The 15,389-nt window shown below is 65.8% G+C and carries 15 protein-coding genes and 1 tRNA gene; 10 read left to right on the top strand and 6 right to left on the bottom strand.

The window, feature by feature from the left end:
• Nucleotides 1-2,198: ATP-binding protein (locus tag GGR45_RS17230; RefSeq protein ID WP_183989012.1), on the top strand; the 2,198-nt coding region annotated here is incomplete at its 5' end.
• Between the two features lie 251 nt (nt 2,199-2,449).
• Here GGR45_RS17230 and GGR45_RS17225 read toward each other — a convergent pair.
• Nucleotides 2,450-2,539, bottom strand: a tRNA-Ser gene (locus GGR45_RS17225).
• A 156-nt stretch (nt 2,540-2,695) separates the two neighbouring features.
• Between GGR45_RS17225 and GGR45_RS17220 the strand changes: the two genes are divergently transcribed.
• From GGR45_RS17220 to GGR45_RS17205, 4 genes are read left to right on the top strand one after another with little or no spacing between them, the layout of a single operon-like run.
• A complete protein-coding gene (locus GGR45_RS17220; RefSeq protein WP_254703102.1) occupies nt 2,696-3,739 on the top strand; it encodes a lytic murein transglycosylase in 1,044 nt (347 codons plus the stop codon).
• Nucleotides 3,723-4,400 carry a septal ring lytic transglycosylase RlpA family protein gene (locus GGR45_RS17215; protein ID WP_175311052.1) on the top strand — a complete coding sequence of 226 codons (678 nt, stop codon included), beginning with the start codon at nt 3,723-3,725 and terminating at the stop codon, nt 4,398-4,400. Before GGR45_RS17220 ends, GGR45_RS17215 begins: the two co-directional genes overlap by 17 nt.
• Nucleotides 4,401-4,431: 31 nt before the next feature.
• Complete coding sequence (locus GGR45_RS17210; protein ID WP_175311051.1) at nt 4,432-5,604, top strand: D-alanyl-D-alanine carboxypeptidase family protein; 1,173 nt, start codon at nt 4,432-4,434, stop codon at nt 5,602-5,604.
• Between the two features lie 10 nt (nt 5,605-5,614).
• Complete coding sequence (locus GGR45_RS17205; RefSeq protein ID WP_175311050.1) at nt 5,615-6,586, top strand: AAA family ATPase; 972 nt, start codon at nt 5,615-5,617, stop codon at nt 6,584-6,586.
• Nucleotides 6,587-6,707: 121 nt separating this feature from the next.
• On the opposite strand, the gene GGR45_RS17200 is transcribed toward GGR45_RS17205, so the two are convergent.
• Complete coding sequence (locus tag GGR45_RS17200; RefSeq protein WP_175311049.1) at nt 6,708-7,418, bottom strand: SDR family NAD(P)-dependent oxidoreductase; 711 nt, start codon at nt 7,416-7,418, stop codon at nt 6,708-6,710.
• The gene (gene purF, locus GGR45_RS17195) at nt 7,418-8,869 is read right to left on the bottom strand and encodes an amidophosphoribosyltransferase (protein ID WP_175311048.1); all 1,452 of its coding nucleotides are present in this window, start codon (nt 8,867-8,869) and stop codon (nt 7,418-7,420) included. The genes GGR45_RS17200 and purF overlap by 1 nt, the downstream gene beginning before the upstream one ends.
• 144 nt (nt 8,870-9,013) lie before the next feature.
• Here purF and GGR45_RS17190 point away from each other — a divergent pair, with 144 nt between their 5' ends.
• The 4 genes from GGR45_RS17190 to GGR45_RS17175 are packed head-to-tail and all read left to right on the top strand — an operon-like array spanning nt 9,014 to nt 10,604.
• A complete protein-coding gene (locus GGR45_RS17190) occupies nt 9,014-9,265 on the top strand; it encodes a DUF7218 family protein (protein ID WP_175311047.1) in 252 nt (83 codons plus the stop codon).
• A gap of 35 nt (nt 9,266-9,300) precedes the next feature.
• The gene (gene hisI / locus GGR45_RS17185) at nt 9,301-9,663 is read left to right on the top strand and encodes a phosphoribosyl-AMP cyclohydrolase (RefSeq protein WP_175311046.1); all 363 of its coding nucleotides are present in this window, start codon (nt 9,301-9,303) and stop codon (nt 9,661-9,663) included.
• On the top strand, nt 9,660-10,160 hold the full coding sequence (locus tag GGR45_RS17180) for a hypothetical protein (RefSeq protein WP_285138833.1): 501 nt from the start codon (nt 9,660-9,662) through the stop codon (nt 10,158-10,160). Before hisI ends, GGR45_RS17180 begins: the two co-directional genes overlap by 4 nt.
• Before the next feature lie 33 nt (nt 10,161-10,193).
• Nucleotides 10,194-10,604, top strand: a complete 411-nt coding sequence (locus tag GGR45_RS17175) for a MerR family transcriptional regulator (RefSeq protein ID WP_175311045.1) — start codon at nt 10,194-10,196, stop codon at nt 10,602-10,604.
• Nucleotides 10,605-10,612: 8 nt separating this feature from the next.
• Here the strand turns inward: GGR45_RS17175 and GGR45_RS17170 are convergent, their stop codons facing one another.
• The 3 genes from GGR45_RS17170 to GGR45_RS17160 are packed head-to-tail and all read right to left on the bottom strand — an operon-like array spanning nt 10,613 to nt 14,174.
• The gene (locus tag GGR45_RS17170; RefSeq protein WP_175311044.1) at nt 10,613-11,908 is read right to left on the bottom strand and encodes a cell wall hydrolase; all 1,296 of its coding nucleotides are present in this window, start codon (nt 11,906-11,908) and stop codon (nt 10,613-10,615) included.
• Nucleotides 11,905-12,825, bottom strand: coding sequence for a cysteine synthase A (gene cysK / locus GGR45_RS17165; protein ID WP_175311043.1), 921 nt, complete (start codon nt 12,823-12,825; stop codon nt 11,905-11,907). The genes GGR45_RS17170 and cysK overlap by 4 nt, the downstream gene beginning before the upstream one ends.
• The gene (locus tag GGR45_RS17160; RefSeq protein ID WP_175311042.1) at nt 12,822-14,174 is read right to left on the bottom strand and encodes an MFS transporter; all 1,353 of its coding nucleotides are present in this window, start codon (nt 14,172-14,174) and stop codon (nt 12,822-12,824) included. The genes cysK and GGR45_RS17160 overlap by 4 nt, the downstream gene beginning before the upstream one ends.
• Before the next feature lie 171 nt (nt 14,175-14,345).
• Here GGR45_RS17160 and pdhA point away from each other — a divergent pair, with 171 nt between their 5' ends.
• Entirely contained in the window at nt 14,346-15,389 is a 1,044-nt protein-coding gene (gene pdhA, locus GGR45_RS17155; RefSeq protein ID WP_175311041.1) for a pyruvate dehydrogenase (acetyl-transferring) E1 component subunit alpha, read from the top strand.

Here is a 15,389-nt window from a genome sequence, read left to right as displayed (position 1 = left end):
TCTCCTCGGGCTTGTGCTTCTTCGCTGGCATTCGTCGTCCCTTCCTCGATCCAGACTGTCATAGTCGATGGACCACTCAGAAGGGGGCAGCTCAGCACGAAGCCGAGGCGGCACTGCGCGAGAGCGAGACGCGACTTCGCTTCTTCGGTGAGCTCGAGGAGCGCCTTTTTGGAGCGGCGGACGCGTCAGATGCCATGAAGGCCGCGGCGGAGATGCTGGGGCAAAGGCTCAACGCATCGCGGTGCGCCTATGCCGATGTCGATACGGACAGCGATCTGTTCTGGATCCGCAGCGACTATAACGCTCCCGGCGTAGAAAGTTCGGTGGGGGCCTACAGCCTTGACCTGTTCGGACCGCGGGCAGCTGCCGACATGCGACTGGGCCGTACGCTGATCGTACGAGACGTCGTTGCAGAGCTGCAGCCCAGCGAAGGGCGCGAGATGTTTCAGGCCATCGGCATCGACGCGATCATCTGCTGCCCACTGGTCAAGGAAGGGCGGCTCGCAGCGATGATGGCGGTCCATCAGGACCATGCGCGCGACTGGAGCCTGGGCGAAATCACGCTGGTCAGGGAGGTGGCAGAGCGATGCTGGTCGCATGTCCAACGGGTCGGTGCGGAAGCTCGCCTTCGTGAGAGCGACGAGCGCCTGCGCCTTGCGGTCCAAAACGCGGAAATCGGCTTCTGGGACGTGGACATCGTCAACGACCGGCTGATCTGGCCAGCCCAGACCAAGGCGATGTTCGGCATATCCGCAGACGTTCCCGTGACGATGGACGACTTCTACAACGGCCTTCATCCCCATGATCGGGAGGCAACCACAGCAGCCTTTCTGGCGGCCGCTGACCCGAGCATACGCGCGCTCTACGACGTTGATTACCGCACGATCGGTAAGGAGGACGGGGTCGAGCGCTGGGTGGCCGCAAAGGGTCGCGGCGTATTCGATGCTTCGGGGCGCTGCCTGAGGGTTGCAGGCACGGCGCTCGACATCACCGCGCGCAAGCGGGCGGAAGAGGCGCTCCGCGAGCTCAACGCCACCCTGGAAGCGAGGGTCGCTGCGGCGATCGCAGATCGGGAGGAGGCGCACGAGGCGCTTCGCCAGAGCCAGAAGATGGAGGCGATGGGCCAACTGACCGGCGGCGTCGCGCATGACTTCAACAATCTGCTGACGCCGATCGTCGGTGCGCTCGACATGCTTCAGCGCAAAGGGCTCGGCGGTGAGCGGGAGCAACGCTTGATTGCCGGCGCGGCGCTGTCGGCCGAGCGGGCAAGGACACTTGTTCAACGTCTCCTCGCGTTCGCGCGTCGGCAGCCGCTCCAAGCCGTCTCCGTCGATGTTGCAAAGCTCGTCTCGGGCATGGGCGATCTTGTCGAGAGTACGACAGGTCCACAGATTAGGGTGGTCGTCGAGGTGGAAACCGATCTGCCGGCAGCGAAGGCTGACCCCAACCAGCTTGAAATGGCGCTGTTGAATCTTTCGGTGAATGCCCGCGACGCCATGCCGGATGGAGGAACGCTACGGATCTCGGCAACGGTCGAGGCTATTTCGAAAGGCCACCGGTCCCGCTTGGCGCCCGGCAGCTTCATCTGTCTATCGGTAGCAGATACCGGCACCGGTATGGACGAGGCTACGATCGCGCGGGCGGTCGAGCCGTTCTTCTCGACCAAGGGAATCGGGAAAGGAACCGGCCTCGGCTTGTCGATGGTACATGGCCTTGCCTCGCAGCTCGGCGGCGCACTGACCATTCAGAGCCGGCCGGGGATGGGCACGAACGTTGAGCTTTGGCTTCCCGTCAGCTCCGAGGCAGCGGAGCAGGCGTCAGTCCCGCAGCGGCTCGCCGCCGATGTCCACCATCGCGGAACGGCGCTTCTCGTCGACGATGAGGAACTGGTGCGGATGAGCACGGCGGACATGCTCGTCGACCTTGGCTATGCGGTGGTGGAAGCGGCTTCGGCCGAGGAGGCCGTGCGCGTTCTCGAGCGCGGGCAATCGATCGATGTCTTGGTCACCGATCACCTGATGCCTGGAATGACAGGGACGGAGCTCGCCCGGCATGTGCAGGCGACTCGCCCCCAGCTGCCCGTCTTGCTCGTGTCCGGCTATGCCGAGCTGGAAGGCGTTGATGCCGAACGTCCAAGGCTGACCAAGCCGTTTCGAAAGGACGAACTCGCGGCGACGTTGTCAACGCTTGTCGATTAACAAACTGAAGGCGACAGTGCTTTAAACAGAGAGCGCCGCATCGCTATTTCCGATCGCCGAGCCCTTTCACATGCCCGCCGGCTCAAGACGCTCAGCAGGTTCACACCCTACGAATACATCGCAAAAACCTGGATGTCAGAGCCCGAACCGTTCATCGTCGATCCGATCCACCAGGTGCCGGGACCAAATACCTGGTCAAAAGCGGGCACCTTTTGCCTGATATGTGAAAAACTCGAAAAAACAAAGGGATATGGCGGAAGAGGTGGGATTCGAACCCACGGATGGCTTGCACCATCGCCGGTTTTCAAGACCGGTGCCTTAAACCGCTCGGCCACTCTTCCAGGGTCGCGGTGGAACGTGCCTCTACGCCAAGCCCGTCGGCGAATCCACTATCGATTGCGGATGCGTGTTCGGTTGAAGAGCGGAGCGGCTGGACGTGCCCCCCTTGCGGTGGCGCGAGGTTCCGGCTGGAGCCTAGCTATGGCACATAGGCGCTCATGTGGGGGGACATTACCCGGCGTTTGAAGCGCCTCGCCATCGTGTCGATCTTTGCGGCTTCGGTCAGCGCGGCACCCGCCTGCGCGCAGGACGAGGCCGGGTTCCAGACCTATCTGCAACAGGTGCGCGGGACCGCGCTGTCACAAGGCGTCAGCCGTACGACGCTGGACTCGGTGCTGCCGACGCTTACGCTTAACTCGCGCGTGATCGAGCTGGACCGGCGCCAGCCGGGTGGTCCCGCCAATAGCGGGTTCAGCCCGTTCGCGCCCTATAAGGCGGCGCATGTCGATGCCGCGCGCATCGGGCGGGGCCGCACCAAGTATCTGGCGCAGCGCCCGCGCCTGTCGCGGATCGAGCGTGAGACGGGGGTTCCCGAATCGATCATGGTCGCGATCTGGGGCCACGAAACCAATTACGGTGCTTATACCGGCAATTTCGACCTGCTCCGCTCGCTGGCTAGCCTGGCCTATGAGGGGCGGCGGCGCCCCCTGTTCGAGGGCGAGTTCATTGCTGCGCTGAAGATGATGGACCGGGGCGTGACCCGTGACCAGCTGAAGGGCAGCTGGGCGGGCGCGACCGGCAATCCGCAGTTCCTTCCCTCCATTTACCTGCGCCTCGCGCGCGACGGCGATGGCGATGGGCGCGCCGACATCTGGAACAGCGAGGCCGATACGCTGGCCTCGATCGGCAATTACTTCGTCAATGCCGGATGGCGCGCAGGCCAGCCCTGGGGCTTTGCGGTGACGGTGCCTGCTGGCTTCGACCGCTCGATGGTGCGCAACCGGCTGGTCAGCCCGCGCTGCCCGCGCGTGTTCGAGCGGCATAGCGGCTGGCGGACGATCGCCGAGTGGCGTGCGATGGGCATCGTGCCGCTGGGTGCGGCCTGGCCCAATGATCAGGTATTGGCGACGCTGATGGAGCCGGACGGGCAGGGGGCAACCGCCTATCTGCTGACCGGCAATTACCGGGTCATCCTGGATTACAATTGTTCGAACTTCTACGCGCTTTCGGTGGGATTGCTGGCCGATGCGATTGCGGGCTGAGGCGATCGCGCTGCTGGCGCTGGCCTTCGCCACGCCGGTCTGGGCCGCTCCGTCCGATGATGCGCCGCCGGTGCGGTACGGCAAATATGACGCGACCGGGCAGGCAAGCTGGTACGGGCATGAGCTCGCCGGGCGGCGCACGGCAACGGGCAAGCGTTTCGATCCCGATGATGTGATGATCGCACACCGCACCCTGCCGCTCGAATCGATGGTCGAGGTGACGGATGTCGATACCGGACGAACGATCATCGCTCGCGTCGGCGACCGAGGGCCGGGGCGGCCTGACCGGGTGGCGGATCTGTCGCTGGGCGCGGCCAAGCTGCTGGGCGCGAACCGGCGTTCGGTCGCGCATATCCGGTTGCGCGCGCTGTCGCCGGGCAGCGACAGGCCGGGACTGATCCTGGCGGGGGCGAGCGCTGCGCCGCCCGTCGCCCGTCCGATCGCGCTCGATCCGCAAGGCCACTACCGCGTGCAGATCGCCAGCTTTTCCAGCCAAGCTCGTGCCCATGCGCTGGCCCGGCGTTTCGCCGCACGCGCGATCCCCGCCGGTCGCATCTGGCGGGTCGAACGCGCCGGACTGAATGCGGATTCCGCCAAAGCGCTGCGTGACGCGGCGGCAGAGGCGGGCTATGACGACGCCCGCATCCTGCATCAGGATTGACCTGTCGGCTCCCTTTGGTCACGGAACACCCATGAAGACCCTGTACGCATCTCTTGCCGCTCCGCTCGCCCTGGTCGCGATGGTTACCCCCTCGATCGCCGCCGCACCGCAGTTCGATACGCCCGCGCCGGTCGCCTTCATGAAGGACCTGTCCTCGGGCGCGATCCTGTTCCAGCGCGATGCCGATCGCCCGATGCCGCCCGCGTCGATGGCGAAGATGATGACGGTCTATGTCGCCTTCGACCTGGTCAAGAAGGGCCAACTGAAGCTGACCGACATGGTCACCGTGCAGCCGGAAACCTGGAAAAAGTGGCACGGACCGCAGGCGGGCTCGACCATGTTCCTGTCGCCGAACGAGCAGGTCAGCGTCGCCAACCTCCTCTATGGTATCGTCACGTTGTCGGGCAACGACGCCTGCGTCGTGCTGGCCGAGCATATCGCGGGCACGGAGCCGAACTTCGTCGAGCGGATGAACCGCACCGCCAAGCAGATCGGGCTGAACAACAGCCATTTCGGCACCTCGAACGGCTGGCCGGACGGCGGCGTGACCTACGTCACCGCACGCGACCTGGCCGATCTGGCCGAGCACACGATCACCGACTTCCCGCAGCTCTATAAGCAGTTCTATTCGCGCCGTGATTTCTCGTGGGGCAAGACGATGGGCGGCAACGCCATCACCCAGGCGAACCGCGACCCGCTGCTGGGTCGCGTCGCGGGCGCCGATGGCCTGAAGACCGGCCATACCGAAGAGGCAGGTTACGGCTTTACCGGTTCGGCCGAGCAGAATGGCCGCCGTCTGGTGATGGTCGTCGCCGGGCTCAACAGCTTCGGGGCGCGGGCCGAGGAGTCGGTCAAGTTCATGAACTGGGGCTTCCGCGCGTGGCAGGCCAAGCCGGTCGTCGCCAAGGGCAAGAAGGTCGCCGATGCCGAGGTCCAGATGGGATCGTCGAGCAGCGTCGGCCTGATCGCGCCTCGCCAGTTGACCGTCACGCTGCCTGCCGGGCTGGATCCGGCGATCAGCGCAAAGGTCGTCTATCAGGGGCCGATCAAGGCGCCGATCAAGGCGGGCCAGCATATCGCCGATCTGGTCGTCAGCTCGCCCGACATGCCCGCGCAGCGCCTGCCGCTGGTCGCGGACAAGGACGTCAGCGAGGCGGGCTTTTTCGGCCGCGCCTGGGCCGGGCTGACCTCGTTCTTCGGCTGATCGCCTGACCATGCTGCCGGTCGGCAATGATGCGGGCCAGGCTGCCTTCGCCGCCGCGCTGGGCGGGGCCAAGCTGCACCATGCCTGGCTGATCGCCGGGCCGGAAGGTGTGGGCAAGGCCAGCTTCGCGCGTGCGGCGGCCACGCGGCTGCTGGCGCGGGCGAGCGGGGCGGGGCCTCTGCCGCCCGGCCTTGCCGTGCCGGACGATCATCCGACCGCCAAGCTGATGGCGGCGGGGTCGCATCCTGATTTCCGGGTGATGGCGCGGCTTCCCAAGGATGCCGAGAAGCCCGATCAGGACCTCGCACGGTCGATCACCATCGCGCAGGTCCGCACGCTGCAACCGATGTTCGCGACCGCGCCTGCGATGGGTCCTGCGCGGGTCGTGCTGATCGACGCGATCGACGATCTGGAACGCGGCGGCGCCAATGCACTGCTGAAGAATCTGGAGGAGCCGCCCGCGGGGACGGTGTTCCTCCTCGTGAGCCATGCGCCGGGACGGTTGCTGCCGACGATCCGCTCGCGATGCCGGTTGCTGCGGTTCGAGCGGCTGTCGGACGCCGACGTGGCGCGGGTACTGCGCCAGGAACTGCCTGAGGCGGACGAGGATGAAATCGCCGCACTGGTCGCGGTGGCGGACGGAGCGCCGGGCCGGGCGTTGCGCTTCGCCGGGCTGAACATCGCGGGGCTTGATAGCGCGATCACACGGATCGCGGAGACGGGCGATCCGGGCAATGCCGAGCGGGTGAAGCTGGCCAAGTCGCTGGCGGGGAAGGCTTCGCAGGCGCGGTATGAGGCGTTTCTGGACCGGGTGCCTGCCTTTATTGCTGGCCGTGCGCGAGGCCGATCAGGGCCGGGGCTGAAAGTAGCGCTGGACGCCTATGCCGCTGCGCAGGATTTGGCGGGCGCGGCGCGCGGACTGTCGCTGGATGCGCAGGGGACCGTGTTCGAGATGGCGGGGATCATCGCGACGTTGCGGTGAGGGTGTCCCTTGGCCTTCGACTTCGCTCAGGCTGAACGGAGTTTGGAATTTAACCCCGTTCCGCGCCGCCGTTCAAGCTGAGCAAAGTCGATGCTCACGCCCAACGCCAGCCAACAGCTTTTTACAGCCCCACCCGCTCGAAATGCCCCGGGGCAAAGCCTTCGATAGCCAGCGCGGCAATCCGCTCCGCGACAACCTCGGGCGCTTTGACCGAGGCGGGGTCCTCGCCAGGATAAGCCTTGGCCCGCATCTGCGTCCGGGTCGCGCCGGGGTCGACGATCGCTGTACGGATCGCGCTGATCTCCGACGTTTCGTCTCCATAGGCCGCGAGCAACGTCTCGAATGCCGCCTTTGACGCGCCATAAGCACCCCAATAGGCACGCGGCTTGCGTCCGACCGAGGAGGTGACGCCGATGACCCGTGCTCCGTCCGAGCGGCGCAGCATCGGGTCGAAAGCAGCGATCATCGCGGCCTGGGCGCTGACGTTCAGGGTCAGGACGCGCGCGAATTCCTTGGCGTCGATCGCGGGCACGGCGGCCAGCGAGCCCAGCATCCCGGCGTTGAGCACCAGCACGTCGAGTGCCTGCCAGCGCTCGCCGATCGCTCCTGCAAGACGGCCAATCGACTCATTTTCGATCAGGTCGAGCGGCGCGATGGTGGCAGAACCCCCGGCGTTGAAGATCGTCTCCTCGACCTCCTCCAACCCCTTCGGCGTGCGCGCGGTCAGGACGACATGCGCACCCGCCGCGCCCAGCGCGATGGCGGTCGCCGCCCCGATGCCCCGGCTGGCACCCGTAACCAACGCCAGCTTGCCGTCGAGCGCGCCCTCCATCAGGCGACCCGCTCGGCCAGCATCGCGAACTGATCGACCGAGGCGGTCTCGTCATGGTCGGTCAGCGTGGTCGGATAGTCGCCCGTAAAGCAGGCGTCGCAATAGCTGGGCTTGTCGCCGCGTGCGGCGTTCAGCGCCTTGTACAGCCCCTCGATCGACACGAAGGACAGGCTGTCGGCATGAATGAAGTCGGTCATGCCGCCCAGGTCGAGCTTGGCGGCGAGCAGCTTGGCGCGCTCGGGCGTGTCGACGCCGTAGAAGCAGCTGTGCCGAGTCGGCGGGCTGGCGATGCGCATATGCACTTCGGCGGCACCCGCCTCGCGCATCATTTGCACGATCTTGAGCGAGGTGGTGCCGCGCACGATCGAATCATCGATCAGGACGACCTTCTTACCCTGGATCAGCGCGCGATTGGCATTGTGCTTCAGCTTGACGCCCAGATGACGGACCTTGTCGCCCGGCTGGATGAAAGTGCGGCCGACATAGTGAGAGCGGATGATGCCCAGCTCGAAGGGGATGCCCGAGGCCTGCGCATAGCCGATCGCGGCGGGAACGCCCGAATCGGGGACGGGGATGACCAGATCGGCATCGACAGGTGCTTCATGGGCCAGCTGCGCGCCGATTTCCTTGCGGACCGAATAGACCGACTGGTCGCCCGCGATCGAATCGGGGCGGCTGAAATAGACCCATTCGAAGATGCAGGGGCGGGCGTCGACCGCCTGGAAGGGGCGGATCGAGCGGATTTCGGTGCCCTGCACGATGACCAGCTCGCCGGGTTCGACCGCGCGCTCGAAGGTCGCGCCGCACACGTCGAGCGCTACCGTCTCCGATGCGAAGATCACCGAGCCGTCGAGGCGCCCCATCACCAGCGGTCGGATGCCCAGCGGATCGCGGCAGGCGATCATACCCTCGGGCGTCATCACGATCAGCGAATAGGCGCCTTCAACCTGCTTGAGCGCGTCGATGAAACGGTCGAGCAGGGTGCGATAGTTGGACGTCGCGACGAGATGGATGATCGTCTCGGTATCGCTGGTCGACTGGAAGATCGAACCGCGACGGACGAGCTCGCGACGCAGCTTCATCGCGTTGGAAATATTACCATTATGCGCGATGGCGAAGCCGCCGGTCGACAGGTCGGCATAAAGCGGCTGGACGTTGCGCAGCGCGGTCTCGCCGGTGGTCGAGTAACGCACGTGGCCGCAGGCGACATCGCCCGGCAGGCCGCGGATCACGTCGTCACGGTCGAAATTGCCCGCGACATGGCCCATGGCGCGGTGGGTGTGGAACAGCGTGCCATCGAAGCTGGTGATCCCCGCCGCTTCCTGTCCGCGATGCTGGAGCGCATGAAGCCCGAGCGCGGTCAGCGCCGCCGCGCCATCGGCGCCGGACACGCCGAAAATGCCGCACTCCTCGCGGAGTTTGTCGTCGTCGAAGGGGTTGGTGGTCAGCATAAGAGAGGCGCTCGCAACGTTCGCAACTAAGGGGCAGACGGGGCGCATATAGGAACGTCGTCCGCGTTTGTCGCCTGTTTGTCATCATGGCGGGGATCATTTTCGCAAAGGCTGCGTTTCGGAGCCGAAAGCAGGAGATGCCATATGGCGCGCGATCACGGAGCTCAGATCAAGGATGACGGGCTGTATGAAGAACTCCGCAAGCAGGGCCAGTCCAAGGAAAAGGCAGCGCGCATCGCCAATGCCAAGGCGAAGGGTAGTCTGGACCATAAATCCACCCACCTGGAGGATCGGACCAAGGACGACCTGATGGCCGAGGCGCGCAAGATCGGCATCGAGGGGCGGTCGAAGATGAACAAGGATGCGCTCATCAAGGCGATCCGTGATCACGGGTGATTGAGGCGAGCAGCGATCCGTTATAATCCCGCTCCATGGCCGACCACCGTGACACCGGGCTGACGCTCGACCCCAAATTCGATGCCAATGGCTTGCTGACGGCGATCGTGACCGATCGGGCCAGCGGCGAGCTGTTGATGGTTGCGCATATGAATGCCGAGGCACTGGAGGCGACGCGTGCGACCCGCGACGCGCATTTCTGGTCGCGCAGCCGGGGACGGCTCTGGAAGAAGGGCGAAAGCTCGAACAACGTGCTGCGCGTGGTCGAGATGCGGATCGACTGCGATCAGGATGCGATCTGGCTGATCTGCGATCCGGCAGGCCCCGCCTGTCACACCGGCGCGCGCAGTTGCTTTTACCGGCGGATCGAGGGCGACGGACTGGCGCCGGTGGCGTGATCCGGCGGAGAATCGCGCTGGCGACCCTGATCCTGCTGACCGCCTGTAGCCGGGCGGGCGATGGCGGGGACGGCAAGGCGGGTGAAAAGCTGGAAGCCGCGAGCATCGCCGCCGGGCTGGTCGCCGATCCGGCCGCCGCGCCGCTGGACGGCCTCTGGTCGCGCGATACGGACCGGATGTGCATCCTGCCTGCCGGGGGCAATGCGACCCGCCATGTGGGGGTGATGCTGGATTATGGCGAGGGGCAGGGGTGCACGGCCCTCGGCACCATGGAACGCTCGGGCTCGACCTTGAAGCTGACGCTGGGGGCGTGCCGCTTTACCGCGCGGTTCGACGGCGACTCCATCCAGTTCCCGGCGATGCTGCCGTCGGCCTGTAATGCCTTCTGCACCGGACGGGCTACGCTGTCGGCGTTGAATGTCGAGCGGATCAGTGCCTCGGTGGCCGAGGCGCGGACGCTGCGCAGCGCGAACGGGACTATGCTCTGCGCTGATTGACGTTCACGTAAAGGGCATTTAGCGTTGGATGCCATGACCCAGGTCGCCGCCTCCACCGAACCGCAGCCTTGCGCCGATCGCGACGATTATTCGATCACCCAGCTTTGCGCCGAGTTCGGCGTCACCGCCCGTGCGCTCCGCTTCTACGAGGATGAAGGGCTGATTTCGCCGCAGCGGCGGGGCACGCAGCGCATCTATTCGCAGCGCGATCGCGCACGGCTTGCCTGGATTTTGCGCGGCAAGCGGGTGGGGTTCAGCCTGGCCGATATTCGCGAGATGATCGATCTGTACGACCTGGGCGACGGCCGCCGCCTCCAGCGCGAGGTGACGCTGGAACGCTGTTCCGCCAAGATCGAGGCGCTTCAGGCACAAAAGCGCGACATCGATGCCGCCATCGCCGAACTGACCGAATTCGTCGCGCTGGTCGAATCGCACCGGGAGTAGGTGCGCTTCTATTCCTCCCCTGCAACGGGAGGATTCGGTTTGGGTTCGGCCTGTGGGGCACTCGCGCGGCGGACGCCGGTCAGTTCGCCCGTCGCGGGCGTCGGGGTCGAACTAGGCTGCGGCGTGGGGGTCGGCAACGGGACGATCGTCATCGACATCCGCTTCATGCAGCGCGGACCCTTGAACGCCGGATACATTCCGCAATTCCATAAGGTCCGCTCCAGCCCGATCGCGGGGTCGCGGAAATAGCTGAAGGCCATCGTCTCCATCTGAACCTGGTTCAGCGGCACGGAGAACGCCGTGGCATTGGCGTCGCGCCACGCCATGACGGTGCAATGCTTGCGCGTCCCGCACAGCGTCAGGGCAAAGGCCGGGAAGCCTTCCGGCGCCAGTCCGGCGGGCAGGGTGATGAGGAAAGTGTCGGGTTCGCTGGCCAGCGGCGCCATGGTTCCGGCGGCGACTGCGCCTTCGGCCAGCGCGGCTCCGGCGCCGTCGCTGGCATCGGTTCCGGCCTGGTGGGCGGACGAGAAGGGAGCAAGCGCCGGAATGACCGGCTCGCCGGGCACCAGATGCCGGTTGAAAGCGGGCGGCGTGCCCCACCAGCCGGACCAGCGGAAGAACAAATGGCTGCCGACGCGCGCGATCTTGTCCAGGCTCGCCTGCCAATAGGGCACGACCCAGTCGGTATGATAATGGGTTGCGTGGCCGACGGGACCGAAGACCTTGCCGTTCAGCGCCATCGCCGCGATCTGCCGCGCGCGGGTCCAGGCGGCCTCGGGCGGTTGCCACTTGGTCAGTGCGCCGTCGCAGGAAAAAGTGAACTGGCAGCCAGTGCTGCGTTCCTGCCCCTCGAACACCACGCCGCATACCGTTTTGGGGAAGGCCGGGTGACGCAGGCGATTGAGCACGACCTGCGCCACCGCTTGTTCGCCCTTCGCGTCGTCGCCCGCTTCGTACAGCACGCCCGCCGCCAGACAGTCGAGCGCCCGCGCCTTGTCCTCCGCCGATCCGCGATAGATGAAGGGGCGGGCGGCCGGGTTGGGATCGGTCGAGAAGGGGATCGTCTCGTTATAGGCCCGTGCCTCGTCCGGCGTCATGTCGACGAACGCGACCGGTTCGACTGGCGGCAACTCGGCGGGCGGCACGACGCGCGGCGCCGGGCCAGCCCGCTGGGCCGATCGGTAATGGGGCCGGGGAATGTCGAGGGCGTTCGCCACGAGCAAGCCCGGTACGACCGCGGCCGTACCGGCGATGGCGAACAAGGCTGCGCGGATGCCGCCGCGCGGCCGGGACGTGTCGCTCACTGTTCGGGCAGGAAGTCCGGCACCGACAGGTAACGCTCGCCCGTGTCATAGTTGAAGCCCAGGACGCGGGTGCCGTCGGGCAGGTCGGGCAGCTTCTGCAGGATCGCCGCCAGCGTCGCGCCCGAGGAAATGCCGACGAGGATGCCTTCCTCGGTCGCCGAGCGGCGCGCCATGTCCTTGGCGACATTGGCATCGACCTCGATCACGCCGTCGATCGCCTGAGTATGCAGATTGGCGGGGATGAAGCCTGCGCCGATGCCCTGGATCGGGTGCGGGCCGGGCTGGCCGCCCTGGATGACCGGCGAGGCCGCGGGCTCGACCGCATAGACCTTCAGATGCGGCCAATCCTTCTTCAGCGTCTCGGCGACGCCGGTGATGTGGCCCCCGGTACCCACGCCGGTGATGATGACGTCGATCGGCGAATCGCGAAAGTCGTTCAGGATTTCCTGCGCGGTCGTGCGGACATGCACGTCGATATTCGCCGGATTCTCGAACTGCTGCGGCATCCAGGCGCCCGGCGTCTCGCGCACGATCTCCAGCGCGCGCTCGATCGCGCCCTTCATGCCCTTTTCCCGCGGCGTCAGGTCGAAGGTCGCACCATAGGCCAGCATCAGGCGGCGGCGCTCGATCGACATCGACTCGGGCATGACCAGGATCAGCTTGTAACCCTTGACCGCCGCGACCATCGCCAGGCCGACGCCGGTATTGCCGCTGGTCGGCTCGACGATGGTGCCGCCGGGCTTCAGATCGCCCTTGGCCTCCGCCGCCTCGATCATGGCCAGCGCGATACGGTCCTTGATCGAGCCGCCGGGGTTCGATCGCTCGGACTTGATCCAGACCTCCGATCCGGGGAACAGCCGCTGGAGCTGGATATGCGGCGTGTTGCCGATCGTTTCCAGGATGGTGTTGGCCTTCATGGCTTGGCTTCTCCGTGGGTTGGTTCGGTTTCGAGAATCTCGGGAGGATCAAAGGTTCGCGCGCGTCGGAGTTCCGGGAACAGTCGCGACCAGAGCAGCGTCACGCCGATCGCGCCTAGCCCGCCGAACACCACCGCGCCGACGGGGCCGAGGATCGAGGCCATCACCCCGCTTTCGAATTCGCCCAGCTCGTTGGAGGCGGAGATGGTCAACTGCGACACCGCGCTGACCCGCCCACGCATGGCATCGGGGGTATGGAGCTGGATCAGCGACTGGCGGACATAGACCGACACCATATCCGCACCACCGGCACAGATCAGCGCCGCCAGGCTGAGCAGGAAGGCCGGATGGACAAAGATGCTGGTGCCCCCCGTCTGTACGGTCCCGCTGGTCAGGCCGAGCAGACCGGTGATCTGGCTTGCGACGCCGAAGGTCAGGATCGCCAGGCCGAACACGACGACGGCGATCAGCATCTTCACGCCGACATTCGACTTCATCGGCCGGAACGAGAACCAGATCGCCGTAGTCGCCGCGCCGATCCCCATGCCCGCCGCCAGCAGTCCCAGCCCCTGCGATCCGACATGCAGGATGTCACGCGCATAGACCGGCAGCAGCGAGGTCGCGCCCGCCAGCAGCACGGCGAACAGATCGAGCGTGATCGCGGCCTGGACCAGCCGGTTGCGGCGAACATAGCTGAACCCCTCGACGATTCGGGTCAGCGGACGGCGGTCGGTCTGCGCCGGGGGCTGCGGGACGGGGCCGATCAGGAAGATGCACAGCAGCGCGACGGCGAACAGCGCGGAGGCGACGCCATAGGCAAACTCGGGATGGACCGCATAAAGCAGGCCGCCGACGCTCGGCCCCGCGATCGTGCCGACCTGCCATGCGATCGAACTGACCGCGATCGCGGTGGGCAGGCTTTCGCGCGGTACCAGATTGGGGGCGAGCGCCGAATAGGCGGGTCCCGAAAAGGCGCGGGCGATGCCGAACGCGACGGCGGCCGTGAACAGCGCCCCCAGCGTCAAATGCCCCGACCAGGTCAGCAGCCACAGGGTCGCGGCGGTCACGACCAGCAGCGCGGTCGTGCCCCGCACGATCCAGCGCCGGTCTACGCTGTCGGCGACAAGGCCCGTGATCGGGGTCAGCAGGAACAGCGGCACGAACTGCGCGAAGCCGATCATGCCCAGCATGAAAGCGGCCTGGCGCACGTCCATCGTCTCACGCGCCAGATTGTACACCTGCCAGCCGATGACGATCGACATGGCGGACACGGCGATGGTCCCGCTGAACCGTGACAGCCAGTAGCTGCGGAAATTGGCGATGCGAAACGGGTGAACGGGTCTATCCATGGTCGGTCAGCGTTGTAGGCTCGGGCCAGCCGACAAGGCAACCAAGGCAAAGCTATCGCCCCGTAAATTCCACCTGTCCGGGTGGGAATTATAACAGGGAATTGAGTTTCGCGCAGAACCGCGCCAATAGGCGTCGATCCTTCCCTAACGGAAACAAAGGTGTTCCCGACTGTGGCAAAAGCTCCAAGCCGTACCAGCGAGCCCCCCATTCCCAATCGGGAGCGTCCCGCCGAACCGCAACCGTTCCAGGCTACCAAGGAACAGCTGCTGGATTTCTACAAGCAGATGCTCCTGATCCGCCGCTTTGAAGAAAAGGCGGGCCAGCTCTACGGCCTCGGCCTGATCGGCGGTTTCTGTCACCTGTATATCGGCCAGGAAGCCGTTGCGGTGGGTCTGCAGTCCGCGCTCGACGGCGACAAGGATTCGGTGATCACCGGATACCGCGACCATGGCCATATGCTGGCCTATGGCATCGATCCCAAGGTCATCATGGCCGAGCTTACGGGGCGTGCCGCCGGCATCTCCAAGGGCAAGGGCGGGTCGATGCACATGTTCTCGACCGAGCATAAATTCTACGGCGGCCACGGCATCGTGGGCGCGCAGGTGTCGCTGGGCACCGGCCTGGCGTTCGGGCACAAGTACAGCAATGACGGCGGCGTCTGCCTCGCCTATTTCGGCGACGGCGCGGCCAATCAGGGCCAGGTGTACGAAAGCTTCAACATGGCCGAGCTGTGGAAGCTCCCGATCATCTTCGTGATCGAGAACAACCAATATGCCATGGGCACGGCCGTGAACCGCGCCTCGTCCGAGGACCAGCTGTATCGCCGTGGCGAGAGCTTCCGCATCCCCGGCATCCAGGTCGACGGCATGGACGTGCTGGCGTGCCGTGGCGCGGCCGAAGAGGCGCTGGCCTGGGTCCGCGCGGGCAAGGGTCCGGTCATCCTCGAGATGAAGACCTATCGCTATCGCGGTCACTCCATGTCCGACCCGGCCAAGTATCGCAGCCGCGAGGAAGTGCAGGGTGTGCGCGACAAGTCGGACCCGATCGATCACGTCAAGAAGCTGCTCGAGGCGCAGGGCGTGACTGAGGCCGATCTGAAGGCTCTGGAGCAGGACATCCGCAAGACGGTCAACGAGGCGGCGGACTTCGCCGAGCAGACCCCCGAGCCCGATGTGGCTGAACTCTACACTGAAGTGCTGGTGGAGCGTTACTGA

The sequence above is a fragment of the Sphingomonas zeae genome, from assembly GCF_014197135.1.
Classification (GTDB): domain Bacteria; phylum Pseudomonadota; class Alphaproteobacteria; order Sphingomonadales; family Sphingomonadaceae; genus Sphingomonas; species Sphingomonas zeae.
The sequence above is the reverse complement of the archived record's forward strand: the minus strand, read 5'-3'. Positions and strand labels throughout refer to the sequence as shown.

Coding starts and splice junctions, on each gene's coding strand:
- GGR45_RS17210 (WP_175311051.1), top strand. CDS start 4,432: ATGAAGACCCTGTACGCATCTCTTGCCGCTCCGCTCGCCCTGGTCGCG.
- purF (WP_175311048.1), bottom strand. CDS start 8,869: ATGCTGACCACCAACCCCTTCGACGACGACAAACTCCGCGAGGAGTGC.
- GGR45_RS17175 (WP_175311045.1), top strand. CDS start 10,194: ATGACCCAGGTCGCCGCCTCCACCGAACCGCAGCCTTGCGCCGATCGC.
- GGR45_RS17220 (WP_254703102.1), top strand. CDS start 2,696: ATGTGGGGGGACATTACCCGGCGTTTGAAGCGCCTCGCCATCGTGTCG.
- GGR45_RS17200 (WP_175311049.1), bottom strand. CDS start 7,418: ATGGAGGGCGCGCTCGACGGCAAGCTGGCGTTGGTTACGGGTGCCAGC.
- GGR45_RS17215 (WP_175311052.1), top strand. CDS start 3,723: ATGCGATTGCGGGCTGAGGCGATCGCGCTGCTGGCGCTGGCCTTCGCC.
- GGR45_RS17190 (WP_175311047.1), top strand. CDS start 9,014: ATGGCGCGCGATCACGGAGCTCAGATCAAGGATGACGGGCTGTATGAA.
- GGR45_RS17205 (WP_175311050.1), top strand. CDS start 5,615: ATGCTGCCGGTCGGCAATGATGCGGGCCAGGCTGCCTTCGCCGCCGCG.
- hisI (WP_175311046.1), top strand. CDS start 9,301: ATGGCCGACCACCGTGACACCGGGCTGACGCTCGACCCCAAATTCGAT.
- GGR45_RS17160 (WP_175311042.1), bottom strand. CDS start 14,174: ATGGATAGACCCGTTCACCCGTTTCGCATCGCCAATTTCCGCAGCTAC.
- cysK (WP_175311043.1), bottom strand. CDS start 12,825: ATGAAGGCCAACACCATCCTGGAAACGATCGGCAACACGCCGCATATC.